This window comes from Ideonella sp. (assembly GCF_041287625.1).
Lineage (GTDB): Bacteria > Pseudomonadota > Gammaproteobacteria > Burkholderiales > Burkholderiaceae_C > Ideonella.
The window spans coordinates 285,773-308,014 of sequence record NZ_JBGGNH010000015.1 but is presented as its reverse complement, the minus strand read 5'-3'; the positions used below and the strand labels follow the sequence as shown (position 1 = coordinate 308,014).

At 67.9% G+C, this 22,242-nt stretch carries 23 protein-coding genes and 1 pseudogene; 12 read left to right on the top strand and 12 right to left on the bottom strand.

The genetic code is table 11. The features are described from left to right. Window positions 1-12 precede the first annotated feature (12 nt). Window positions 13-2,550 (bottom strand): winged helix-turn-helix domain-containing protein, encoded by a 2,538-nt coding sequence (locus ACAH41_RS05685; protein WP_325653635.1) that lies wholly within the window; start codon window positions 2,548-2,550, stop codon window positions 13-15. 279 nt (window positions 2,551-2,829) lie between these two features. On the opposite strand from ACAH41_RS05685, the gene ACAH41_RS05680 reads away from it, so the two are divergent. The 5 genes from ACAH41_RS05680 (at window position 2,830) to ACAH41_RS05660 (ending at window position 5,922) form a co-directional block, all read left to right on the top strand. After that, a complete protein-coding gene (locus ACAH41_RS05680) occupies window positions 2,830-3,711 on the top strand; it encodes a LysR family transcriptional regulator (RefSeq protein WP_325653637.1) in 882 nt (293 codons plus the stop codon). Between the two features lie 107 nt (window positions 3,712-3,818). Beyond that, window positions 3,819-4,178, top strand: coding sequence for an HPF/RaiA family ribosome-associated protein (locus tag ACAH41_RS05675; RefSeq protein WP_325653639.1), 360 nt, complete (start codon window positions 3,819-3,821; stop codon window positions 4,176-4,178). A 40-nt stretch (window positions 4,179-4,218) separates the two neighbouring features. Next, a complete protein-coding gene (locus ACAH41_RS05670; RefSeq protein ID WP_325653641.1) occupies window positions 4,219-4,485 on the top strand; it encodes a zf-TFIIB domain-containing protein in 267 nt (88 codons plus the stop codon). A gap of 5 nt (window positions 4,486-4,490) precedes the next feature. Then, the gene (locus ACAH41_RS05665; RefSeq protein ID WP_325653643.1) at window positions 4,491-4,643 is read left to right on the top strand and encodes a hypothetical protein; all 153 of its coding nucleotides are present in this window, start codon (window positions 4,491-4,493) and stop codon (window positions 4,641-4,643) included. 268 nt (window positions 4,644-4,911) lie between these two features. Next, the gene (locus ACAH41_RS05660; protein WP_325653645.1) at window positions 4,912-5,922 is read left to right on the top strand and encodes a hypothetical protein; all 1,011 of its coding nucleotides are present in this window, start codon (window positions 4,912-4,914) and stop codon (window positions 5,920-5,922) included. A 98-nt stretch (window positions 5,923-6,020) separates the two neighbouring features. On the opposite strand, the gene ACAH41_RS05655 is transcribed toward ACAH41_RS05660, so the two are convergent. From ACAH41_RS05655 to ACAH41_RS05640, 4 genes are all read right to left on the bottom strand, one after another. Continuing rightward, window positions 6,021-7,559 (bottom strand): alpha/beta hydrolase, encoded by a 1,539-nt coding sequence (locus tag ACAH41_RS05655; RefSeq protein WP_325653646.1) that lies wholly within the window; start codon window positions 7,557-7,559, stop codon window positions 6,021-6,023. A gap of 74 nt (window positions 7,560-7,633) precedes the next feature. Further along, window positions 7,634-8,917, bottom strand: coding sequence for a hypothetical protein (locus ACAH41_RS05650; protein ID WP_325653647.1), 1,284 nt, complete (start codon window positions 8,915-8,917; stop codon window positions 7,634-7,636). A gap of 46 nt (window positions 8,918-8,963) precedes the next feature. Beyond that, window positions 8,964-9,521, bottom strand: a complete 558-nt coding sequence (locus tag ACAH41_RS05645) for a DUF805 domain-containing protein (protein ID WP_325653649.1) — start codon at window positions 9,519-9,521, stop codon at window positions 8,964-8,966. A 111-nt stretch (window positions 9,522-9,632) separates the two neighbouring features. Beyond that, the gene (locus tag ACAH41_RS05640; RefSeq protein ID WP_325653651.1) at window positions 9,633-10,532 is read right to left on the bottom strand and encodes a restriction endonuclease; all 900 of its coding nucleotides are present in this window, start codon (window positions 10,530-10,532) and stop codon (window positions 9,633-9,635) included. A gap of 315 nt (window positions 10,533-10,847) precedes the next feature. Between ACAH41_RS05640 and ACAH41_RS05635 the strand changes: the two genes are divergently transcribed. The 4 genes from ACAH41_RS05635 (at window position 10,848) to ACAH41_RS05620 (ending at window position 13,567) form a co-directional block, all read left to right on the top strand. Next, window positions 10,848-11,513, top strand: a complete 666-nt coding sequence (locus ACAH41_RS05635) for a Crp/Fnr family transcriptional regulator (protein ID WP_325653652.1) — start codon at window positions 10,848-10,850, stop codon at window positions 11,511-11,513. 101 nt (window positions 11,514-11,614) lie between these two features. Beyond that, a complete protein-coding gene (locus tag ACAH41_RS05630; protein ID WP_325653654.1) occupies window positions 11,615-12,268 on the top strand; it encodes a peroxiredoxin in 654 nt (217 codons plus the stop codon). 66 nt (window positions 12,269-12,334) lie between these two features. After that, window positions 12,335-13,195 (top strand): helix-turn-helix transcriptional regulator, encoded by an 861-nt coding sequence (locus tag ACAH41_RS05625; RefSeq protein ID WP_325653656.1) that lies wholly within the window; start codon window positions 12,335-12,337, stop codon window positions 13,193-13,195. Window positions 13,196-13,294: 99 nt separating this feature from the next. Next, window positions 13,295-13,567, top strand: coding sequence for a hypothetical protein (locus ACAH41_RS05620; protein ID WP_325653658.1), 273 nt, complete (start codon window positions 13,295-13,297; stop codon window positions 13,565-13,567). Between the two features lie 37 nt (window positions 13,568-13,604). On the opposite strand, the gene ACAH41_RS05615 is transcribed toward ACAH41_RS05620, so the two are convergent. Next, window positions 13,605-14,363, bottom strand: a complete 759-nt coding sequence (locus ACAH41_RS05615) for a DeoR/GlpR family DNA-binding transcription regulator (protein WP_325653660.1) — start codon at window positions 14,361-14,363, stop codon at window positions 13,605-13,607. A gap of 93 nt (window positions 14,364-14,456) precedes the next feature. On the opposite strand from ACAH41_RS05615, the gene ACAH41_RS05610 reads away from it, so the two are divergent. The 3 genes and pseudogenes from ACAH41_RS05610 (at window position 14,457) to ACAH41_RS05600 (ending at window position 16,271) form a co-directional block, all read left to right on the top strand. Then, entirely contained in the window at window positions 14,457-15,065 is a 609-nt protein-coding gene (locus ACAH41_RS05610; RefSeq protein WP_325653746.1) for an NUDIX domain-containing protein, read from the top strand. Window positions 15,066-15,071: 6 nt separating this feature from the next. Continuing rightward, a pseudogene (locus tag ACAH41_RS05605) lies at window positions 15,072-15,322 on the top strand (acetyl-CoA hydrolase/transferase C-terminal domain-containing protein); the annotation flags it as partial. Window positions 15,323-15,359: 37 nt separating this feature from the next. Then, the gene (locus ACAH41_RS05600; protein ID WP_325653661.1) at window positions 15,360-16,271 is read left to right on the top strand and encodes a bestrophin family ion channel; all 912 of its coding nucleotides are present in this window, start codon (window positions 15,360-15,362) and stop codon (window positions 16,269-16,271) included. A 124-nt stretch (window positions 16,272-16,395) separates the two neighbouring features. Here the strand turns inward: ACAH41_RS05600 and ACAH41_RS05595 are convergent, their stop codons facing one another. From ACAH41_RS05595 to pncB, 6 genes are all read right to left on the bottom strand, one after another. Next, complete coding sequence (locus ACAH41_RS05595) at window positions 16,396-17,277, bottom strand: M48 family metallopeptidase (protein WP_325653662.1); 882 nt, start codon at window positions 17,275-17,277, stop codon at window positions 16,396-16,398. 7 nt (window positions 17,278-17,284) lie between these two features. Further along, window positions 17,285-17,743 (bottom strand): heavy metal-binding domain-containing protein, encoded by a 459-nt coding sequence (locus tag ACAH41_RS05590; RefSeq protein WP_325653663.1) that lies wholly within the window; start codon window positions 17,741-17,743, stop codon window positions 17,285-17,287. A 4-nt stretch (window positions 17,744-17,747) separates the two neighbouring features. Then, window positions 17,748-18,068, bottom strand: a complete 321-nt coding sequence (locus ACAH41_RS05585) for a YbjQ family protein (protein WP_325653665.1) — start codon at window positions 18,066-18,068, stop codon at window positions 17,748-17,750. A gap of 155 nt (window positions 18,069-18,223) precedes the next feature. Then, window positions 18,224-19,327 carry a bifunctional nicotinamide-nucleotide adenylyltransferase/Nudix hydroxylase gene (locus ACAH41_RS05580; RefSeq protein ID WP_325653667.1) on the bottom strand — a complete coding sequence of 368 codons (1,104 nt, stop codon included), beginning with the start codon at window positions 19,325-19,327 and terminating at the stop codon, window positions 18,224-18,226. A 4-nt stretch (window positions 19,328-19,331) separates the two neighbouring features. Continuing rightward, entirely contained in the window at window positions 19,332-21,032 is a 1,701-nt protein-coding gene (locus ACAH41_RS05575; RefSeq protein WP_325653748.1) for an NAD+ synthase, read from the bottom strand. Then, window positions 21,032-22,231 (bottom strand): nicotinate phosphoribosyltransferase, encoded by a 1,200-nt coding sequence (gene pncB, locus ACAH41_RS05570; protein WP_325653669.1) that lies wholly within the window; start codon window positions 22,229-22,231, stop codon window positions 21,032-21,034. Before pncB ends, ACAH41_RS05575 begins: the two co-directional genes overlap by 1 nt. Between the last annotated feature and the right edge of the window lie 11 nt (window positions 22,232-22,242).

Genomic DNA, 22,242 nt, shown 5'->3' with positions numbered 1-22,242 from the left:
AAGCGGCCGGGGCTACGGCATCGCGCCGGCAGCCAGCGCTTCGGCGGCCACGTCGTCGAGCGTGCGGCCATGCCGCATCCACGCCTGCAACTGCTCCGGACCCAGCGCCGCTGCTGCGCTGGCCTCGGCGCGTTGCATGCTGCCCTCTTCGCCGGGCTCGAACTGCATGCCGCGGACGTCGTAACACTGCCGCGTGTAGCCCAGCAGTTGTGCCGCCGCCGGCCACCGCTGCTCGGCCACGGCCAGCGAGCAGAACTGCGGCCACATCGCGGGGGTGGCGAAGCGGTGGCCGGCGGCGAAGGCGCGCGGCAGCAAGGCCCGCGCCTCGTCGAGCTGGTTCAGGGCCAGCAGCGCCACGAGCAGTGGACTGATCACCCACGGCAGGTTGCCGTTGCGGCCGCTGCCGTCAGCATCGACACGTGCCAGCAGAACATGGCCGCGCTGCACGGCCTCGGCGTGCCGCGCCAGGCCACACAGCGCATTGAGCATGTCCGACTCAGCAGCGTCGACCGCGTCCTGGTCACCAAGCTGCCGCGCGAGCGTCGCTTCGGCTTCGCGCCCGGCCAGCAGGGCGGCCATGTCGTGGCGGATGCCTGCGGCACGGGTCAACGCGCCTTGCACCAAAAAGCGCTGGCGCAGCGGCAGGTCGGGTATCGCTGCCGCCTGGGCCCGCAGATCGGCGCAGGCCTGCTCGAGTTCGGGGCCTGCCCGCGAGATGCTTCGCACAAAGATGAGCTTGGCGATCAGCGACTGCCGCGGCTGCTGCAAGGGGGACCACAGCGCCACCGCACGCCGCGCAGCGGCCAGCGCACTGGTATCGCGGCGGATCGAACCGACCCGCGCACGCTCGGTCCACCAGGCGGCCTGCACGGGCGCAGGCAGCGCCAGGCCCGCCGCCTGTTCCATCAGGCTCTCCAGTGCCAGCAACCAGTTGCCTGACTCGTGGCGCCAGGCCGTGAAGGTGGTGATGGAGGTGACGCTGGTTGTCAACTGCGCCGCCGTGCCCAGATCATGTTCGCTTGCCCAGGCGATGGCCTCCCGCGCGTTCACCATCTCGGCGACGCACCTCGCTCTGGCCGTGGTGTCGCCCGGCGTGTAGCCTGCAAAGAGGGCCTGCAACGCGCCGGCGTGGCGCCGCCGTGCCGTGCCTTCTTCGTCCACTGGCGCTGTCGACTGCGCGAGCTGCTCGAGCGCGAAGGCCCGCATCGTTTCGAGCAGGCGGTAGCGCGGCGGATCTTCGTTGCCGACGACGACCAGCGAACGGTCGGCCAGCGCGGCCAGGCCGTCGATGACGTCCCAACGTGCGCCGCCGTCGTCGGTCATCAGCGCCACCGCGAGTTCGAGCGTGAAACCGCCCGCAAACACGCCCAGCGCGCGAAACAGCCGCTGCTCGGCGGTGCCGAGCAGGCGGTAGCTCCACTCAAGCGCGTTGTGCAGCGTGCGGTGGCGCGGCGCCGCGTCGCGGTGCCCGCGCGTCAGCAAGGCGAAGCGCTCGGCCAACGCATCGTGCACACCTTGCAGGCCGAGCAGCGGCACGCGCGCGGCCACCATCTCGAGTGCGAGCGGCAGGCCATCGAGCTGGGTGCAGATGGCGCGCAACAAGGGCAGCTGTGCCGGCGTGGCGACAAAACGGTGATCTGCAGCGACGATGCGTTCGACCAGCAGCGCCAGCGCATCCTGCCCGGGACCGGCGATGCTGCTCTCAGGCCCGGGCAATGCCAACGGCTCGAGCCGAAGTACCTGTTCGCCGGCCACAGCCAGCGGCACCTGGCTTGTCACGAGCAGCAAGGTGTCGCCCAGCGGGCGCAGCAGCGTGGCCAGCTCGGCGCAGGTCTGGACCAGATGCTCGGCGTTGTCCAGCACCAGCAGCAGCGCCTGGCCCTGCAAAGCGGCCACCAGCTGCGCAGCGCCTTCGTCGCTGCCGCTCAGCTGCAGTTCCAGGGCGCGCGCCACCGCGTCCGCCACCTGGCCGCCCTTCGTCAGGGCTGCGAGGTCAACCCACGCGATGCGCCTGGGCGAGCGCGCCGCAGCTGCGCGTGCCAGACTCGTCTTGCCCACGCCCGAACTGCCGACCAGCGTGACGCAGCCGCCGCCTCGCAGCAGCAAGGCTTCGACGCGGGCCAAATCCTCATCCCGACCGATCAGGCGAATGGCCGCGGCGAGGGTTGGCGGCGGCGATGCCGGTGATGGGGCCGGCGCAGTGGCCGCGTCCGCGTTGCGGACTGCGGCCGTGAAGCGATAGCCGCGCCCCGGCACCGTGGCGATGATCTCGCCGCCCAGCACCTTGCGCAGCTTGCTGATCTGCATCTGCAGATTCGCCTCTTCGACCACCAGGCCGGGCCAGACGCGATCGAGCAGCTCGTTCTTCGTCAGCAGGTGGTCGGGCTGTGCGGCCAGCACCACCAGCAGGTCGAGCGCGCGCCTGCCGAGCGCGACGGGCTCGCCGTCGACGAGCAGGCGGCGCTCTGCGGGCTGCAGTTCGAAGCGCTCCGCCGGGCCGAAGCGCAATGGTGCTGCCACAGGCGATGCGGCGGGTTCGGTGGGGGCCAAGGTTGGGGCGATCTGAAGGCGCATGCAGGACACACGAACGGCGCACGGGTCCCAGGGAGTGGGAGCTTAACCGCAAGGTCCCATTGCGCCCAGGCGCGCGACATGTCGACATCGGCTGCGCGCGCCGGCAGGCAGGAGGTCGAGGGCAGGGAACTGGAGCAGAGTGTCCATGGCCATGGCAGTGGCGGTGCAAAAGAGGGGCGACATTCGGTGTTCTTGTGATTTGAAAAAACAGCGTTGAAGTGCACTCGGGTGCGGCTTTAACGAAGTGAGGTCTGCATGCTGAATTTCCGCCATCTGTACTACTTCTGGGTCGTCACCAAAGAAGGCGGTTTCGCCCGCGCCGCGGAGCGGCTTGAAATGGCAGTGCAGACCATCAGCGCCCAGGTGCGCGAACTGGAGAAGGCGCTGGGCCATCAACTGCTCAAGCCCGCCGGGCGAGGCGTCGCTTTGACCGAGGCGGGCGAGGTCGCCTTCGCGCGCGCCGAGGCGGTCTTCCAGATCGGGCAAGCGATTGCCGAAGAAGTGCGTGAGGCGGCCAATCACAAGGTGGTGCGCCTGTCCGTCGGCTTCTCGGACGGCATCTCCAAGCTGGCGGCGCATGCGATGCTCGCGCCGATCCTGGCCACGCCGTCGCTGCGGCTGGTCTGCCACGAAGGGGAGGTGAAGCAGTTGCTGGCCGAACTGGCGATGCACCACCTGGATCTGGTGCTGGCCGGCCAGTCCGCCCCCAACAGCTCGAACTTGCGCTTGACGAGCGAACGCCTCGTGCAATCGCCGGTGGCCTGGTACGGGCCTGTCGCGCTGGTTCGAAAAGCCGAAGTGGCCGAGTTTCCGAAGTCACTCGGCCGGCTGCCGGTGCTCTTGCCCACCAGCCACTCGGCGCTGCGGTTCAGCCTGGATCGCTGGTTTGAAACCGAGGGCCTGCGGCCCCGGATCGTGGGCGAATTCGAAGACAGCGCACTGATGGCCGTCTTTGCAGCCCGCGGGCTGGGTGTGTTTCCGGTCAGCCAGCTCGGCGCCTCGGACCTGGCCCTGATGCACGGCTTGCGCTTGCTTGGCCACTCTCCTGGCGTGTCCGAGGAGATCCACGCGATCCGGTCGCGTCGCGGCCAACACCACCCGCTTGTCATGCAGTTGCTGGACAGCGCGCGCGGCTGACGGCGCCAGGTTCGGTTTTTCCGATCTTCGTGTCACTGATTTGCTGCTTTTTCTGGATGGCAATGCGCCCTATCTTCGGTTCACACCTGAACCAAAGGAGCGCTGTGATGCAGGTTTTATTCAAATCCCGTGACCCGCAAGCCGACGAACTGCGGGATGTGGCGCAACGCCGTGCGCGATTCGTGTTCCGTCGCCTCGGCTGGCTGGCACCAAAAGCCATCGTGCAGTTGTCGGATGTGAACGGCCCGCGCGGCGGCATCGACAAGCGCTGCCAGGTCGAAATCAGGAGCGGGGTCGCCGGCACCGTGGTGGTGGCATCCGTAGCGCATGACTGGCGTACCGCCCTGGACAACGCCTTGTCGCGCGCCTTGCGCTTTCTCGTGCGCCAGTGGCGACGCGGCAATGACAAGCGGGCGCTGCGCCCACGCGCCATTACGTTGAACCCCGCTGAAGAGCAGCACGGCTGAGAAGCTGTGAACGACGCCACGAAACCGTGAAGGAGAAAGCATGAAGTGCCCTGTCTGTCCTGAATCCACGCTGCTGATGAGCGACCGCCAAGGCATCGAGATCGATCATTGCCCCCACTGCCGGGGCGTCTGGCTCGATCGAGGCGAGCTCGACAAACTGATCGAGCGTTCGGTCCACGCGGCACCTGCCAGAAGCGCCGGGGTCGACCACGAGAGACAGCCGCGATTCGTCGACTCGGACCATTCGCATGGCCGAGGCCGCAGCCCCGCCCGAAGGAAGTCGTGGCTCAGCGACTTCTTCGACTGAGCGTCATGCCCTCTCACCCCCGGATGAACAACATGCGCTTCTATCGCCCTGACAGCCCGCAGGCGGCAGCCCGCATCGTGGCATTGACCGTCCTGGCAGACAGGGACATCGGCAGCTCCGAACTGGAACTGTTGGACCGCTGCACCCGCATGGACTGAGGACCTCCTTTTCGAGCTGAGGCAAGCTCCCGTTCGGGCTGAGCCTGTCGAAGCCTTCTTGCCTAACTCAACGACCGTTCCTGCCGCGCAGCGACGGACCCTTCGACAGGCTCAGGGCGAACGGTTGAGGGTGCTTTTGCGAGCGCTCTCAGGATGGGGTGCTCGCGCAGCGCTTGTCTGGTTTGCCCACGCGAATCCGTACGTTGAATCAAGGACCTTCCGCCAGCGGCGGGCCGCGTCCTTCGATTCACCGAACAGAGGATTCGAGATGCGTGGATTCATCGTCATGTTGCTGGTGGTCGCGGTCCTGGCCTTCTCGGGCTACGCCACCTTCGGTGAGACCGGGCCCATCGGCTGGCTCAACGCCGCGCAGGCGAGCCGTGACGGCAGCTATTCGCGCGCCATCAGCGCCATCGTCCTGCTGCTGGGGATCTGCCTCGTCGTCCTGGGCGTGCTGCAGGTGCTGACCTTCTTCCAGAACCTCTGGCGCGGCCGCAGTGGCCAGGCCGCGCCGCCTGCGGTGCCTGCTCCGGTCCGGATCGCCGTCGCGCCCGCGGCATTTCCTGCTGCTCCCGCCGCCGCGCCCATCGCGCCGAAACCAGCGCCCTCGGGATGGCGCGTGGGCTTGACGGTGTGGGCCGCCTGCATGGCGTTGACCTGGCTATGCGTCTTCGCCTGGTACGGCTGGGACTGGCACTTGCGCCGGGCCGACGTGGTGAGCACGTACGCCCCGTTGCAACTGAGCCGCGGCGTGGCGCCGGTGCACCCGGAGAGCGGCAGCCACCTTGCGCTTCAAGGGGGGCTGCTGTGGGATCACGCGTTGACGCGCCACTCCACCAAAAGCGGCGGCGCGGTCCAGGCGATCTTCGTGCCGGTGGCCGCCGTCGACTGGCACCAGGGCGACCCGGTGCACTTCGTCGCGCAATTCGACAGCACCCAGCAGCTCTACGACTTTCAGCGCAACTCCGGCGCCACAGACGTCACCAGCGCCACCGTGTTGGTGCGTGTCAACGGCGCAGTTCCCGCCGCGACGCTGCCCGTCTTCGAGCGCAATGGCTTGCCGGTCGCCGACAACGCGGTGCTGGTGACCGCGGTCGCGTCGCAAGCCGGCCGGCCGACCGAAGCCGACCCGGCCTTCAACTGGACCTACGCGAACCTGGTCGGCGGCATCGTCTCGGGCTGCCTGACCTTCCCGCTCCTTGCCGCGGTGCTGGGCCTGAAGCGGGAAGCGTGGATGGAACGCCGACGCGCGGCGCGAGCGGCACGCAAGCCGAGCTGAGCCGCCTTCGATGCGCAAGGCCCCGGGCACGGCAGTGACATGCCGGCGCATCGCGCCTTCACGCAAGGCGTGGCTGATATGGGCAAAAACCCACTCGGTCAACCCGGCAGCGTGCCCGGTGCTGTGAAGCTTGGCTTCACAAAGCGCACCGGGTCCAGGGTGATTTCGGCCGGCAGGGCTTGTGTCTCACCTGTGCGAAGGAACGCCTGAACCTTGGCCGCCATCTCCGGCCGGCTGCGCAGTAGCGCGAAGGTGCCGTTGTGCTGCGCGCGGTGCACGATCACCGTGCGGCTGTTGGGGAAAAAGGGGCCCATCGCCAGCGTGTTCTCGATCGGGGTGGAAACGTCCCAATCTCCTTGTACGAAGAGCACGGGCGTGGTGTCCAGCACCGGGTGGCGGAAGGCGTCCCCAGGGTCCGGTGTGGCCCATTCGCCCTTGGTGGCCAGGTAGGCCGCGAAATTCCAGGCGCCGATGATGGGCAGGGCCGGGTCGCTCCACAGCAGGTGCTTGCGCTCGGTGCTCATGTCCAGCCCGATGTTGATCAGCGGATTGATGAGCGAGCGCTCGCCGGCCTGCCGCCACGCCAGGGCCTCGCGCGCCCACCCTTCGTGCCGACCGTGGAAGGCCGAGATGACGAACTCCGGGAAGCCGCTGGCATCGCCCGCGCGGTTCACCAGCGCCTGTTGGTAGTCGCCCCGGCCCAGCGTGATGGCTTGTGGCTTGCCGCCTTCGGTGCTCACGTTCACCACCACCGTCTGCCCCGGTGCAAAGCGCTGTGCCAGCGTTGCCTGGATGGCGGCGATCAAGCCGCCTCGCGGCAGGTAAGGCTTCAGGGCCGGGTCTTCGTCGGCCTCCAGCGCGATGCGCTGCATGGCGGCGAACACCTGAGAAGGCATGTCATAACCGTGGTCCAGAGGCTCGGCGGCAGAGATCAGCGCGCGCGCCGCCAGGCTCGGGTGCCGCTTCATCACCGCAAAGGCCCACTGCGAGCCGAAGCTGGCCGCCACCAGGCTGATCTGCTGGTAGCCCAGTGCCCGGCGCAGGTCGTTCACGTCATCGGCCATCTGCGTGATGCTGTAGCCCGAAAGGTCGGCCTGCGGAAAAGCCGCTTGCGCACCGCGGGCCAGCGCCCGCGTGCCTTCGATGTCCCGCTCGATGGTCGAGGGCTGGTCTAGCGGCTCCGGCGGCGTGCGCAGGTTCATCAACTCGCCGCGCAGCGTGTAGCCGCGCTGCTCGATCACCACCAGATCGGCCACCTCCGCATAGGCCTGCCAGGCCTTCACTCGCCGCTTCGCCGCGTCATCATGGTCCAGCACGATGTCCAGCATCGTGATGCCCGGCCCGCCCGCCAGCAGGAAGATGGGCGGCGCCTGCGTCGGCCTCACGGCCTTCACCCGCGCGAAGCCGATGGCGATCAGCCGTGAGTCGGGCTTGTCGCGGTTCTCCGGCACGTGCAGCGTGCCAATCTCGTAAGGCATGGTCGAGCCATCGCTGGCTGTCGCCACGCCAGCGCTGACCACGATCTCGCCCGCGTGGCGCGCAGGATCTTCAGGCGCAGCCGAAGCTGCGCAGACCAGCGTCGGCAAGACCGGGGCAACAAGGAACGCGAACCGACGAACGAGTGAAGCCTGGGGCATGAACCAACCTCCTGAAAGGGCTTGCGCAAGGCAGCACGGGCCATCACCGTGGCGTTGCGGTGGCAATGCCGGAGTTACCTGCTCTCCGGATTCTTCCAGCGTGACGACAATGCCATGTCGCTGCCGATGACGCGGCCGTAGTACTCGTAGACATTGTGTTTGCCCGGGTCCTTGTCGGTGCTTCGATAGTCGGTCCAGACGACCAGGAATGTGTTCTTGGCGGCAGCAACGTCCGGCCGGTACTGCGCCAGTTTTGCCGTCGTCAACGGGAAGGCGGTTTGACGCAGCTTGCCACTGCTGTTCACGAACTGGCCATAGACGCCGTCGGACACATCGCCGATGGCGGAATTGTCGAAGGCCACGAGGAACACGTCCTGCGGCTTCAGGTAGGCAACCGAAGCCCGTCCCCGGTCTCCGCCCAGTTCCGGGCCGATGGGCGTCGGCCCGCGCAGCAAGCCACCATTCGGATCGATCGTGTGGCTGAACAGGCGCGTCGTGCCGTCTGCCATCTCGGTTTCCCACACCACGAGGTGCGTGCCGTCCGTGCTGTTCGCCGCGAGCACTGGCCGGCGCTCGTTGTTCCCGGTGCCGGCAATGAGGAAGTTCTTTCCCAGCATGCCGCCGTCGGACGAGATGAGCTGGCCGTAGATGTCACCCTTGGTCGCAGTTTGGCGCTGATCTTCCCAGACGACCAGGAAACGGTCGTTGACCAGATCGCAGTCGACGTCCTGCTTGAACTGGTTCTTCGAATCGGACGCAATCAGGAAGTTGCTGCCTTGCAGGCTGCTGCCGTCGCCTGCGACGAACTGCCCGTAAACGTCGGAGCTTCCGTTCTCGTAGTCGTATTTGGGTCCTCGTGACCAGGTGACCAGGAAGCTATCACGGCCAGGGCAATAGGCGACTGCCGGCCGTTGGTCGTACAGGTCCGAAACGGAAATGTGGAATTCCTCGTGGCCGACTGCACCGTTGGGCTTCGCGCTCAGCCCGACGATTTCCGCCTTGCTCCCGTCATAGGACTTGCGGCCCCACACGATCAAGAACCGCTCCGTCCTGGCGCCATAGGCCAGCACCGGCTTGGTCATCTTGCCCGTCTGCGTGGACAAGCGGAAATCGCGCCCCACTGGCGAGCCGTCCGACCTCAGCGCCCGGCCATAGATGTTCGGGCCACTCGTCGCCTCGTTGCTGCTGTAGACCATGAGGTACTGATCGAGACCCTCTGCAAACCCCAGCGAGGCCTTCACTTCATACGGGTCGCTTGACTCGGCGTGTGCCGGAGAAAACCCGGCCAGACACGCGAGCTGCAAAAACACGAAAAACAGATTGCGAGAAAGACCGCGGAGCGACAACAACTTGTTCATGGAATCCTGAAATTGAAACTGGACTTCGGGCGTCTTGCCGAATTCGTTACTTGGACTGCACTTGCCTTGCCGCCTGGGCTCGCTGAACGTATTGCTGGTACGCCGGCAGCGCGATGGCAGCCAAGATGCCGATCAGGATCACCACCCCGAAGATGCCGAACGCCGCAACCTTGACGCCGGTGGTGTTCGGCGGCGGCGGCGCGCCATAGGCGTTCGCACCAGGGCTGCCAGCCTTGAAGATCCAGATCAGTCCCACCAGCGGGATGATCGCCAGCAGCGACATCCAGCCGGACCAGCCCATGTCGTGCGAACGCCGGATCAGGACCAATGCGGAAAACACAAAATACGGAATCATCATCAGCATGATGAGGAAACCAAGCAGCATGGTGGCAGCGTTGGTACGGAACATGGCCGCCGGTATCGTGAAGGCGACGGTCAGCACCATGTAGATCAAATACGCCACTGCGCCATACGCCAGAAAACGCAGCCGCCCCAAGCGACCACGCCACGCCCAAATCTTCATCTCCTGGAAGGCACCGTGATAGGCGTTGTCGACGTCGGCCACCTCGGCCTGTGGCGCGGTGTACGGATTGCTGATTGCCATGCAGAAACTCCCTCTGTGTTTTGTCCAAATTATGGTGCTGCCGAAGGATGATCGTCCTTCGGCGAAAACCTGCTGAGTCGCGCCCAGCGGTTGACGAACTAAACAGCTTCCTCAGACGCTGCGCACGCCCTTGCAAGCCGGGTAGGCTTCACACCCCCAAAACTCCCGCCCCGCATTCACCCCCTTGCGCGCGGTGCGCCTGAGCATCGGCTTTGTGCAGACGGGGCAGGGCGGTGTGGCAGGCAACTGTTGCGGCTGCGATTGAGGCGTCGGCGATGCGAGGCCGCGAGCACCCGGCGCCCCACGCCCCGCACATGCCTCCTTCCGCGCCCGCTCCACCTGCCGAATCAAGCCTTGCAGCTGCAGCCCGTCGACCAGCCGAACATTCCGCCCTTCGGCAAATGCCTCCGCCTCGCGGCTGAAGTGGCCGGACGTGACGACGAAGCCGCCGGCGGCGCCCTGGGCGGCCATCACGCCGTAGAGCTCGCGCACCACGTCCACGCCGACCTTGTAGGCTTTCCATTGCTTGCACTGCACCAGGTGCTTCTCGCCGCTGCGGCGCAGCACCAGGTCCACGCCGCCGTCCGGGCCGCCGCGGCCGGTTTCCTGCACGTTGAAGCCTTGCAGGCGGAAGGCTTCGCCGACCAGGCGTTCGAACTGCTGCCAGCTCATGCCGTCTAGCGCACTGGCGGCTTTGCTGGTGGTGACCAGGCTGACGAGCTGGCGGCGTTCGCGTTGGCGCCAGGCTGAGGCGGCTGCCCCGATGAGGCACAGGAACGGCAGCAGGTATTGGCCGACCATGGCCAGCGTTCGCCACAAAGTGCCCGTGACCACATGGCCGATGTCGCCCGGCCTGAGCGGGGCGGCGGCTGCAGGGCCGGGCTGCGCCAGCGTGTGCAGCACGAGGTAGAAGCCCAGCGCAGCGGCCACGCCGGCCCACCAGGGCATCAACGAAATGAGTTCGACCCAGGCGTTTGCCGCGCTGGATTGCTTGCCTTTTCTCCGGCCCATGCCAAGCGACCTTTCCCAAAGACTGCGTGTGGTTCGGGTCGATTCTTGACGGGGGCGGCCTGCGGCCCACTGTGACTTATGCACGCTGGCCGGCGTGGTCCGGTCAGGTGTGACATTGTTGGCAACTGGTGCGAGGCGGCGCGCTGACCTGGTGCGGCTTTGCGGCAGCGCACGCCTTGCCTCGCGGGCTGCTGGCGGCTTCATTAACATGGCCGGCCGCGCGACAGCGCGGCTGCAGCGCATGACTCGTCGTCGGTGCGTCCACGGCTGCCCAGCTTTTCAACACTGACCTGACCGACCCCAGGAGCGGCCACCATGATTGACTCGATCACCCACGAACTGGTGTTGCAGCAGTACCCCGTGTTGCGCGAAACCTCCAGCGACATGCTGGACGTGCTGATGGCCAGCGCCACGCGCATGAGCGTGCCGGCCGGCGCGATGATGTTCGACGAGAACCAGCCCTGCATGGGCTTTGCGCTGCTGCTCTCGGGCAGCGCGAGGGTGGTGAAGGCGGCACCCAATGGGCGCGAGCTGCACCTCTACGACGTGACGCCGGGCGAGGCCTGCATCCTCACCAGCAGCTGCCTGCTGGGCCGCTCGGCCTACCGGGCGCGTTGCACGGTGCTGCAGCCGGCCGAGCTGGTGGTGCTGCCGCCGGCCACCTTCAAGCTGCTGTTCTCGGCCAGCGAGGCCTTCCGCGAGTACGTGTTCAGCCGCTACTCCGAGCGCATCTCAGACTTGCTGCAGCTGGTCTCGGCCGTGGCCTTCCAGAAGCTGGACCAGCGCCTGGCGGCCTGGCTGGCCGCGCGGCCCAGCCCCATCCACATCACGCACCAGGCGCTGGCCGACGACCTGGGCAGCCTGCGCGAGATCGTCAGCCGCGTGCTGAAGAACTTCGCCGAGCAGGGCTGGGTGGAACTGGGCCGGCAGCAGATCGACGTGCTGGACACCAACGCGCTGCGCCAGCTCTCGACATCCTGAAGGCTGCGGATGCTCCCGAACGCCTCTGTAACCTTCCTCACAGACATCGCGGCGCGCAGTCCGGACACTGGCCTCCTCGCACAACCCATCAGGAGCTTGCCATGTCTCTTCGCATCAACGACACCGCCCCCAACTTCAGCGCGCTGACGACCCAGGGCGTCATCGACTTCCACCAGTGGATCGGCGACAGCTGGGCCATCCTGTTTTCGCACCCCAAGGACTTCACGCCGGTCTGCACCACCGAGCTGGGCTACATGGCCAAGATCGAGCCGGAATTCACCAAGCGCAACGCCAAGCTGATCGGCCTGAGCGCCGACACGGTGGACCGCCATGGCGAATGGGCCAAGGACATCGAGGAAACCCAGGGTGCCGCGGTCAAGTACCCGATGATTGGCGACAGTGACCTGGCGGTGGCCAAGCTCTACAACATGCTGCCGGCCGACGAAGTGGGCGCCGACGGCCGCACCGCGGCCAACAACGCCACCGTGCGTTCGGTCTTCATCATCGGCCCGGACAAGAAGATCAAGCTGATGCTGACCTACCCGATGACGACGGGCCGCAACTTCGACGAGATCCTGCGCGTGCTGGACTCGATGCAGCTCACCGCAAAGCACAAGGTCGCCACGCCGGTGAACTGGCAGCATGGCGACGACGTGATCATCACGCCGGCCGTCTCGAACGAAGACGCCGAGAAAGCCTTCCCAGGCTTCAAGACCATCAAGCCCTACCTGCGCACGACGCCGCAGCCGAAGTAAGGCCGGTTGCGGCCGGGTGGCTTCGGTGGGCGAGGCCTTGGGTTTGGGCCGGCCTAAACTCGCCCGATGATCAACGCCAAACCGCGTGGCGGCGCCTCCGCCGCGCCCAAGCCCAGCCCCGGGCAGTGCGCCCACGTGACAGCCGTGGCCTGCCACCGCGTGAGCACCTTGACCATGCGCGACGACGCGGTGGTCGTCGTCAAGCAGGGTCGCAAGACGCTGCTGGCGGCCGGCGCCGAGAGCGTGGTGGCCGAGCGCGGCGACGGCATGCTGGTGGCGCGCGGCACGCATTGGGACGTGATCAACGACCCCGCGGGACATGGCCGCTACGAATCGCTGGCGCTGTTCTTCGGCGACGAGCTGGTGCGCGAGCACCAGGCCCAGGCCACGCCGGCCGGCGCTGCGGTGCCGGCCGCGCAACTGCTGGTGGTGGACGAGGAGCTGCGGGAGGCGATGCAGCGCGCAGCCTCGTTCCTGCAGGCCAAGGCGGTGTCGGTCGCGGTGCAGCGGCACCGGCTGCTGGAGGTCCTGCTGCTGCTGGCCGAGCGCGGCCATCATTTCAGCGCGGTCGACGAACTGGGCTGGGACGAGCGGGTGCGCCGGCTGGTGGCGCAGCGCCCGCATGCCGACTGGAGCGTGGAAGCGGTGGCCTCGGCCTTTCACATGAGCGCTTCGACGCTGCGCCGCCGCCTCAGCGAAGCCGAAGGCGACCCTTCTCTTGCGGCGCTGGTGCGCGAGGTGCGGCTGGAAACCGCGCTGGGCCTGCTGCAGACCACCAAGCTGCCGATCGGCGAGATTGCGCAACGCTGCGGCTGGGAGTCGCACAGCCGTTTCTCGGCCAACTTCCAGGAACGCTGGGGCTTCGTGCCTTCGGTGCTGCGCGCCGGCATGACGCAAAGCGCGCAACGAATGACGCAGGGCGGCTAACGCGCCAAGCCCCTGCGCGGGGACCATGCAGGCATTGCAAACGAACTGGCGCGGTGCCGTGAAACATCCCCATCAACTCACCTTCGCCCCGCCATCACCGTGGCCGAAGCCCAGGCGTTTGAGGGCTGCGACGGTGGCAACCGCTCGCCCGCACTGAACTGGCGCGGCGCGCCGGCCGGCACGCAGAGCTTTGCCGTCACCGTCTATGACCCGGACGCGCCCACCGGTTCCGGCTGGTACATCTTCACCGTGCACGCACTGGGCGTGCCCAGGCTGGCGCTGCCGGCCGACGCGTCTTCCGCCATGGTCGGCTACATGATCCAGGCCAACCGGCTGGGCAGCGCCACGCTGGAGGCGACCTACGGGCGCTGAACTGTTGTTCGCCGCCCAGGCCGCTGGCGGTTCTCGATCAAGCCACCTTTTTGATCGACACGCCACTGGCAGCGAGCGCCTTGAGCACGCGCGCCGGCGTGTTGGCCGGCACCAGCAGCTGGCTGATGTCGGCCAGCGGCGCGACCAGGAACGGTGATGCGGCCATCAGCTTTTCGCTGGAGGCCAGCACCACGGTTTCGGCCGCGCGGGCATGCAGTGCGCGCTTGACGGCGGCTTCCTCGTCATCGCCGGTGCTCAGGCCGGTCTCGGGGTGCACGCCGGTCACGCCCATGAAATAGAGGTCGGCCCGCAGCCGGGACGCGGCCTCGATCACCGTGGCGCCCACGTTCACGCCCGAGTGGCGGAACAGCCTGCCGCCCAGCATCAGGATATCCACCAGCGGCTGCTTCGCGGCTTCCAGCGCCACGGCCGGGCTGTGCGTGACGAGGGTGGCGCGCAGCGTGGGCGGCAGGTGGCGGGCGAGCTGCAGCGCGGTGGTGCCGCCGTCGAGGATCACCAGCTGGCCGGGCTGGATCAGCGCGGCGCCGGCCTTGCCCAGCGCCACCTTGTCGTCCGGCGACAGCGCGGCGCGCGCCTGCAGGTCGCCCATCGCGGGCGAGGCCGGCAGCGCGCCGCCGTGCACCCGCTGCAGCTGGCCGGCCTGGGCCAGCTCGCGCAGGTCGCGGCGGATGGTGTCTTCCGAGGTGCCGAGCTCGGCTGCCAGGTCCTTGGCGACCAGATGGCCGTCGGCCGCGAGGCGGGCCAGCAGCAGCTGCTTGCGGTGCGTGGTGAGCATGTGGGCGGGATTCTGCAGGGGCTTGCGAGCATTCGGATGTTTGCATGATACTGAACGAAATTGCACGAATCGAGAAAGGCCCGAATGAACCCGATGCTCTCCGCCACCAGCCGCCCGCCCGACAGCGCGCAGGTCCGCATCGTCGAACAGCGCGTGCTGGCCGACGACTGGTTCGTGCTGAAGAAAACCAGCTTCGAATACCGCCGGCGCGACGGCAGCACCCAGCTGCTGAACCGCGAGACCTATGACCGCGGCAACGGCGCGGCGCTGCTGCTGTTCAACGCCGAGCGCGGCACCGTGGTGCTCACGCGCCAGTTCCGCTTCCCGGCCTATGTGAACGGCTGCGCCGACGGCCTGCTGGTCGAGGCTTGCGCCGGCCTGCTGGACGGCGAGGACGCCGAAGCCTGCATCCGCCGCGAGGCGCAGGAGGAAACCGGCTTTGCGGTGCGCGCGCCGCGCAAGGTCTTCGAGGCCTACATGAGCCCGGGCTCGGTGACCGAGAAGCTGCACTTTTTCGTCGCCGAATACGAGGACGCCGACCGCATCTCCAACGGCGGCGGTGACGTGGCCGAAGGCGAGGACATCGAGGTGCAGGAATGGCCGCTGGCCGATGCGCTGCAGGCGATGGCCGACGGCCGCATCCAGGACGGCAAGACCATCATGCTGCTGCAGCATGTGGCGCTGGCCGGGCTGCTGCGATGAGCCAGGCCCGGAACGCCGCGGCGGCCGGACGTGATCGCGATGAATGGCATCATCGAGGCCGACCTCCATGGCAACACCAATTCCACCCACGCCTTCCACTGCCAAGGGCGGCAGCATCTCCTGCATCGTGCCGATGACGCCGCACGTGGACCACACCGAGCACGACGTGCAGGTGGTTGTCACGCGCGCTGGCCGGCCCGCCCGGCAAGCACATGCCGCACCTGCTGGAGGAGGCGCTGGCCTGGCATGTGCGCTAACTGCGCAGCGGCAACATGGGGGCGCAAGCCTGAAGCGATGATCGTCCGCCCCCGGCCGCACTGGCTGCGCCTCTTGTTCGTGCGGCGCGGCTCGCTGCTGCGGCTCATCCTGCCGCAGCAGCTCTTCACCGTCGGCCTGGCCTGCCTGGTGGTGCTGGCACACGGCCAGCTGTTCCACTGGAAGGTGACGCTGACGGCCAGCCCGTTTTCGCTGATGGGCGTGTCGCTGGCCATCTTCCTGGGCTTTCGCATCAACGCCAGCTACGACCGCTACTGGGAAGGCCGCAAGCTGTGGGGCGCGCTGCTGGTGGACTCACGCAACCTGGCGCGCCAGGCCCTCACGCTGACGGCGCCCGGCACCGAGGTGCGACCCTTCGTGCTCGGCCTGGCGGCGTTCTCGGCCGCCACGCGCAACCAGCTGCGCGACCAGGCACCGGAAACCGGTCTGGCCGGGCTGCTGCCGGCGGAGGTCCTGGCGCAGGTCACGCAGCGGCGTTGCGTGCCGGTGGCCATCGCGCTGTGGCTGGGCGGGCTGATGCGCGAGTGGCGCGTGCAGGACCGCCTGGGTCCGCAGCTGGCCGAGCGCATGGAGCAGTCGCTGGACCAGCTGATGGCAGCACTCGGCGGCTGCGAGCGCATTGCCAACACGCCGCTGCCTTTCACCTACTCGGTGATCCTGCACCGCAGCGTGTACGGCTACTGCATGCTGCTGCCGTTTGGCCTGGTCGACACCATCGGCTGGATGACGCCGCTGGTGGTGGCCTTCGTCTCGTACACCTTCTTCGCGCTGGAGGCGCTGAGCGACGAGATCGAGCAGCCTTTTGGCCTGATGCCCAATGACCTGGCGCTGGACGCGATGGCCGCCGGCATCGAAGGCAGCCTGCGCGAGATGCTGGGCGAAGCCCACCCGCCGCTGCCCGTGCCGGACGCCAACTACCAGCTGCGCTGAGCCTGGATCCGGCGCGAGCCGAAGCCTGGCCGTGTCGACATCGTTCAAGACGCCGCTGTTTTCCAAGGCATGGATGGCTTGCTCGCGCGGCGCCCGGGCTGAGAGGCTGAGAGGCCTTGGCTTCTCAGGGCTTGGCGGGCAGCACCAGCACGGCCGGCAGCGGCGTCAGCGGGCCGTGGGTGGCCCAGCCGGCGGCCAGTGAGCCGGCTTGCACGGCCTGCAGCCTGGCGTCGGTCAACGGATGGCTGCGCAGCAGGGTCAGCGGCGCGGCATCGGCCTCGGCGCTGTCATGCAGCCGGTCGAACAAAGCCTTCACGCCTGCGGTGTGCCCGTACAGCCCGGCCACGGCCTTCAGCGCGTCGGCATCGGCCTGCGCCTCCTGCTCGCGGTTGTAGCCCAGCATCACCACGCCGGCCGTCTGGCCCAGCATGGCCTGCACGGCACGGGCGCCGGCGTCGGATGACAGCAGGCTCAGCAGCAAGGCCATCGACAAGCCCTGGCCCAGGTTGGCCGCCACGTGGCGGTGCTGCACATGGGCGATCTCGTGGGCCAGCAGCGCGGCCAGCTCGTCTTCGCTGCGCAACTGCCGCAGCAGCCCCTCGTGCACGCGGATCCGGCCGCCCAACGTGGCATAGGCGTTGACCAGCTCGCTGGCGTCGCTGCGCACCTGCAGCGGCATGCCCGCCGGCAGGCCCATCTGCCTTGCCACCCGCTCGGCCAAGGCTTGCAGCGCGGCGGAGCGTGCGGCCCGGCCAGTGTCTTTTTCGGGTGGCTCGGGCAAGCGGTCTGCCAAGGCCAGCTCGGCCAAAAACGGCACATGCGGCGCCAGCCAGCGCGAGGCCCAGCCCAGCAGCAGCACCACCAGCACCAGCGCGGCGAGGCTGGCGCCGACCACCCAGGCGAACTCGCGCAGCGGGTGCTCGGCGCTGCTGTTGATGCCTTCGGCGGGCAGCCGGTTCTCCAGCGTGGGGCCGGCAGGGCGCGGTGGTTCCGAAGACTCGGTCATCGGCAGCTCACTCGGCGCGCGTGTCCAGCGCCGTGCCGTAGGCCATCACTTCCATCGCCGGGGTCTGCTTGCCGGCCACGCGCGTGGTGTGGAAGCGCACGCCAATGACCAGCGTGCAACCGGCGTCACGGGCTTGCTGCTTCATGCGCAGCAAGGCTTCGCGCCGCCCGCGTTTCAGCAGCGACTCGTAGCCGCGCATGCGCCCACCCACCAGGTTGCGAAAGCCGGCCACGAAGGTCTTGAAATGGTCGGACGAAACGACCACGCCACCGCTCACAAGCTGCGAGCCATGGGCCTTGACGCCTACCGGCACGAAGCGCGTGTTCAGCGCGATCACGCCTTGCAGCGCGCGCTCGCGTTCCCGGATCGACGCATAGTGGCGTTGCTCCAGCGCCCTGCCAACGAGGTAGCCGATCACGATCAGCACGATCGGCAGCCCCAGGTTGAGGATGAGGTCGAGCGGCATGGGCTCAGATCCGTTCGATCTTCACCGCCGAGCCGTAGGCCAGGATCTCGGCCGCGCCGGTGGTGATGGCGGTGGTGACGAAGCGCACGTTCAGCACCGCGTTGGCGCCCATGCTTCGGGCTTCGTCGGTCATGCGCTTGATGGCCTCTTCCCGCGCTTCCTGCATCAGCTCGGTGTAACCCTTCAGCTCCCCGCCCACGATGTTCTTCAGCCCCGCCATCAGGTCCCGGCCCGCGTGCTTGGCCCGCACCGTGCTGCCCTGCGCCAGCCCCAGGTGGGCGACCACACGGTGCCCTGGCGCCATTTCCAGATTGCTGACCAACATCCGACTTCTCCCTCTTTGCTGCTGATGTGTTTGGATTGGAATCGGCGCCATCATTCCACATCCCGGATGACGCTGGCCTCCTGGCCCGGCGGCGTTGGGTTCCGGGGGATGGCGTCTTGGGTGGGGCGGGGGCAGGCCTGCGTGCCGTTGCGCTTCTAGGCTTGGTCCGCGTCGGTCAACCCCAGGAAGTGATCCAGCATGTGGAAGTGGTCGTCGTGGAACTGGTCTTCCATTGAGATGAGGTCGGCGATGGGGACCCAGGCGACGGATTGGGCGTCATCGTCGGCGCAGACTTCGGGCAGCTCTCGGTCGCCGAGGTCGAAGTGGTGGGCGTGGGTGATCGTGCGGCCGCGCTGGCTGCGGTCGGGGTGGTCGAAGACGGCGCTGGCTTTCAGGGCTTGCTGCATCGTGGTGTCCAGCAGGTGCAGGTGCGTCTCTTCGGTGAGTTCGCGCAGCGTGGACTGATAGGCGGTTTCGCGTTGTTCGATGAAGCCGCCGGGCACGGCCAGCAGGCCGACGCCGGGCGGGTGGGCGCGGCGGATCAGCAGCACGTGGTCAGCGCACTGGACCACGGCGTCCACCGTGACGAAGACCGGCGGGTACGGGGCCTTGGACCAGGCCTCGTGGTAGCGCTTCAGCGCGGTCCATTCGCCGGCCAACGCGGCGAAAAACGGCAACGCCGTCCAGCTGCGCAGGAAGGCCAGCGTGCTGGCGGGCAGCACGGCGGTGAGCGCGCCGAGTGCGGCGTTCCGGTCGGCGTCGCTGGCGCTGTCGGCGCTGGCGAAGAAGGCGTCGCGCACCTGCTTGGCGTCCGGCGTGCCGGGCGCGCGCTCGGCGGCAATCAGCTGCCAGGGCTCGAAGCGGCGCAGGTAGCTGCTGGTGGCGTCCTTGAAGTGGCCGATCAGTGCGATGGACGGTGACTTGCGGTCCTCTGCGGTTGCCAGCAGCCTGGCCACACCGGCCTTGACTGCGGCGACCCAGCGCGTCTCGTCATAGAAGTCGCGCAGCGGCAGGAACTGGATGCGCGCGGCATCCGCCTCGCCCACCGCCAGGCGGATCAGCTCGGCGCGCTCCTCCCAGGTGAATGGGTTCTTGGGCGTGCGCGCCTGGAAGCTGGAGCCGAGCACGACGATGACTTGCGGCGCGGTGGCCAGCGCCTGGCGCAGCAGCGCGAGGTGGCCGTTGTGCAGCGGCTGGAAGCGGCCGATGAAGAGCGCGGCGTCGTGTGTGGCGGCGGGGGATTCGGGTTGGGTTCGCATGAGGTCAATCAGGATGATGAGCGGCGATGGGCATGCGGTGGCCGCTCCCAAAAGCCTGGGCGCGCAGGCGGATGATGGGCGGTGCCTGGCGGCGCTTGTACTCGTTGCGCCAGACCATGCGGCGGATGCGGGCGACCAGTGTCTGGCCTTCGGGCTGCTGCAGCATCGAGGCGACCACGGCACTGGCCCGTGCGTGTTCTTCAGGCGCGAGCCGCTCGCCTTCGATCATCAGCTTCAGGACCTTGTCCAGCAGCGGGTAGGGCGGCAGGCTGTCGCTGTCCTGCTGGCCGGGCGCGAGTTCGGCAGAGGGCGGTTTGTCGATGATGGCCTGCGGGATCAGCGCGCGGCCGGCGGCTTCGTTGAGGTGCCGCGCCAGCGCGAAGACTTCGGTCTTGTAGAGGTCGCCGATCAGGCCCAGGCCGCCGTTGGTGTCGCCATACAGCGTGCAGTAGCCAACGGCGATCTCGGACTTGTTGCCGGTCGTCAGCAGCAGCTGGCCGAACTGGTTCGAGTGCGCCATCAGCACCGTGCCGCGGATGCGCGCTTGCAGGTTCTCCAGCGCCAGGCCTTGCAAGGGCTGGCCTGTGCTGGCCTCGAACTGCGCGGCGTGCTGGTCCACGGTTGCTTGAATGGGATGCGTGAGCAGCTTCAGGCCCAGGTTCGCGCACAGCGTGGCCGAATCGGCCACCGAACCGGTGGATGAATGCCGCGATGGCATCGTGATCGCCAGCACGTTCTCCTGTCCCAGCGCTTCGGCGGCGAGCGCCAGCGTGACGGCACTGTCGATGCCGCCGGACGCGCCGACGATGGCCTGGCGGAAGCCGCAGCGGCGCGCGTAGTCCCGCAGGCCGAGCACGATTTGCGCGCGGTGGAAGGCGGGCGCGGAGAGAGCCTCGGCAACGGGTGGCAGCGCGCCGCCATCGGCCGCGCAGAAACGGCCCTGGTCGAAGCCGAGCGTGCAGAGGTCCTCGGCGAAACGGCGGGCCTCGAAACAGACGCCGCGCTGCGGCTCGGCGCAAAACGAAGCGCCGTCGTAGACCAGCTCGTCATGTCCGCCGACCTGGTTCACATAGACCAGCGGCAGGCCGTGGCGCTGCGCCGCGGCGGCGACCACGGCGTGGCGGCGCTGGCGTTGCCCCAGGTCCGAGGGGCTGGCATTGATGGCCACCACCAGGTCCGGCGCCGCCTCGCGCATGCGGGCAAACGGGTTGACCGCGTAGGCCTGGCCCTCGTCGTTCCAGCCGTCTTCGCAGATCAGGAAACCGACGCGTGCGTCGCCCACGTGCAGCACCGGCGCGGCGTCCGGCCCGGGCTCGAAGTGGCGCCTGTCGTCGAAGATGCCGTAGGTCGGCAGCAATTGCTTGGCATAGCGCAGCAGCACCTCGCCGTTGCGCAGCACCAGCAGCTGGTTGTGCAAAGGCTTGCCAGTGCCAGACCGTGGAACAGGTGCCCCAATGACCCAGGCCAACTGCGGCAACTCGCGCGAGGCCTGGCGCAGCGCTTCGAGGCCGTCGGCCACCTGCTGCAGGAAGGCCGGCTCGGCCAGCAGGTCGCCGGGGAAATAGCCGGTGAGCGACAGCTCGGGGAAGACCACCAGCTGCGCACCTTCGTCCCGGGCCTGGCGGGCGGCGCGGCGCATCGCGGCGACGTTGCCTTCGATGTCGCCCAGCGTCGGGTTCAGCTGGGCCAGCGTGAGCGTGAGCATCATCCGCGCACCTCGGGCGTGATGTGGAAGACCTGGCGCAGGTAGGCGAGGAAGGTCTCGTCGTCGCACAGCGTCTTGCCCGGTGAGTCCGACAGCTTGGCCACCGGCTGGCCGTTGGCCGCGGTCAGCTTCATCACGATGTTGATTGGCGTGAGGCCCACGTCGTTGGTCAGGTGCGTGCCGATGCCAAAGCCCAGCTGCGTGCGGTCCGCGAAATGCCGGTAGAGCGCAAACGCGGTCGGCATGTCCAGGCCGTCGGAGAAGACCAGGCGCTTGGTGTGCGCGTCGATGCGCAGCTTCGCGTAGTGGGCCAGGGCCTTCTCGCCCCAGGCGACGGGGTCGCCCGAGTCGTGGCGCAGGCCGTCGAAGAGCTTGGCGAAATACAGGTCGAAGTCGGCCAGGAAGGCGTCCATGCCGACCACGTCGGTCAGCGCGATGCCCAGGTCGCCGCGGTACTCCTGCACCCAGTCTTCCAGCGCGGCGCGCTGGAAGTGCTTCAGCCGCACCTCGTGGGCCTGGTAGGTCTGCAGGTATTCGTGGGCCATGGTGCCGATGGGCACCAGGCCCAACTCGCGCGCCAGCATCACATTGGACGTGCCCTTGAACCATTGCGGCAGCTCGCGCTGGAAGGCGCTGACGACCTCGCGCTGCCAGGCGCCGGAGTAGCGGCGTCGCACGCCGAAGTCAAAGAACTCGAAGGGGTTGGTGCCGGCTGGCTCCGCGCCAAAGGCCTTCACCGCGGCGATCTTGGCCTGCAGCCGCTGGCGGCCTTCGGCCAGCGCGGCTTCGGCGTCGAAGCGGCGGAAATACAGCGCGTTGACGATGGCCAGCACGAAGATCTCGAAACCCATCACGTGCACCTGCGGGCCGCGGGCGACGATGTGCAGCGTGTCGCCTTCGGTGCGGACCTCGATGAACGCGCGCTGGAACTGGAAGATGCGCAGGAAGTCGATGAAATCCGACTTCATGAAGCGCAGGCCGCGCAGATAGGCCAGCTCTTCGGGCGCGAAGCGCAGCTGGCACAGCGCGTCCAGTTGCTCGCCCACTTCGCGGGCCAGCTCGGCCAGCGGATAGGCCGGTACGTTGCGGCAGACGAAGCGGTATTCGGCCTGCGTGCTCGGGTGCCGGTGCAGCATGGCCTGCCACATTGTGAACTTGTAGAGGTCGGTGTCGAGCAGGCTGGTGATCACGGGGAGCATGGGTTCAGGCC

What these genes read in the sequence shown, in the direction of transcription:
- ACAH41_RS05680 (WP_325653637.1), top strand. Translation starts at nt 2,830, where the DNA reads ATGCTGAATTTCCGCCATCTGTACTACTTCTGGGTCGTCACCAAAGAA.
- ACAH41_RS05675 (WP_325653639.1), top strand. Translation starts at nt 3,819, where the DNA reads ATGCAGGTTTTATTCAAATCCCGTGACCCGCAAGCCGACGAACTGCGG.
- ACAH41_RS05670 (WP_325653641.1), top strand. Translation starts at nt 4,219, where the DNA reads ATGAAGTGCCCTGTCTGTCCTGAATCCACGCTGCTGATGAGCGACCGC.
- ACAH41_RS05665 (WP_325653643.1), top strand. Translation starts at nt 4,491, where the DNA reads ATGCCCTCTCACCCCCGGATGAACAACATGCGCTTCTATCGCCCTGAC.
- ACAH41_RS05660 (WP_325653645.1), top strand. Translation starts at nt 4,912, where the DNA reads ATGCGTGGATTCATCGTCATGTTGCTGGTGGTCGCGGTCCTGGCCTTC.
- ACAH41_RS05655 (WP_325653646.1), bottom strand. Translation starts at nt 7,559, where the DNA reads ATGCCCCAGGCTTCACTCGTTCGTCGGTTCGCGTTCCTTGTTGCCCCG.
- ACAH41_RS05650 (WP_325653647.1), bottom strand. Translation starts at nt 8,917, where the DNA reads ATGAACAAGTTGTTGTCGCTCCGCGGTCTTTCTCGCAATCTGTTTTTC.
- ACAH41_RS05645 (WP_325653649.1), bottom strand. Translation starts at nt 9,521, where the DNA reads ATGGCAATCAGCAATCCGTACACCGCGCCACAGGCCGAGGTGGCCGAC.
- ACAH41_RS05640 (WP_325653651.1), bottom strand. Translation starts at nt 10,532, where the DNA reads ATGGGCCGGAGAAAAGGCAAGCAATCCAGCGCGGCAAACGCCTGGGTC.
- ACAH41_RS05635 (WP_325653652.1), top strand. Translation starts at nt 10,848, where the DNA reads ATGATTGACTCGATCACCCACGAACTGGTGTTGCAGCAGTACCCCGTG.
- ACAH41_RS05630 (WP_325653654.1), top strand. Translation starts at nt 11,615, where the DNA reads ATGTCTCTTCGCATCAACGACACCGCCCCCAACTTCAGCGCGCTGACG.
- ACAH41_RS05625 (WP_325653656.1), top strand. Translation starts at nt 12,335, where the DNA reads ATGATCAACGCCAAACCGCGTGGCGGCGCCTCCGCCGCGCCCAAGCCC.
- ACAH41_RS05615 (WP_325653660.1), bottom strand. Translation starts at nt 14,363, where the DNA reads ATGCTCACCACGCACCGCAAGCAGCTGCTGCTGGCCCGCCTCGCGGCC.
- ACAH41_RS05610 (WP_325653746.1), top strand. Translation starts at nt 14,457, where the DNA reads ATGCTCTCCGCCACCAGCCGCCCGCCCGACAGCGCGCAGGTCCGCATC.
- ACAH41_RS05600 (WP_325653661.1), top strand. Translation starts at nt 15,360, where the DNA reads ATGATCGTCCGCCCCCGGCCGCACTGGCTGCGCCTCTTGTTCGTGCGG.
- ACAH41_RS05595 (WP_325653662.1), bottom strand. Translation starts at nt 17,277, where the DNA reads ATGACCGAGTCTTCGGAACCACCGCGCCCTGCCGGCCCCACGCTGGAG.
- ACAH41_RS05590 (WP_325653663.1), bottom strand. Translation starts at nt 17,743, where the DNA reads ATGCCGCTCGACCTCATCCTCAACCTGGGGCTGCCGATCGTGCTGATC.
- ACAH41_RS05585 (WP_325653665.1), bottom strand. Translation starts at nt 18,068, where the DNA reads ATGTTGGTCAGCAATCTGGAAATGGCGCCAGGGCACCGTGTGGTCGCC.
- ACAH41_RS05580 (WP_325653667.1), bottom strand. Translation starts at nt 19,327, where the DNA reads ATGCGAACCCAACCCGAATCCCCCGCCGCCACACACGACGCCGCGCTC.
- ACAH41_RS05575 (WP_325653748.1), bottom strand. Translation starts at nt 21,032, where the DNA reads ATGCTCACGCTCACGCTGGCCCAGCTGAACCCGACGCTGGGCGACATC.
- pncB (WP_325653669.1), bottom strand. Translation starts at nt 22,231, where the DNA reads ATGCTCCCCGTGATCACCAGCCTGCTCGACACCGACCTCTACAAGTTC.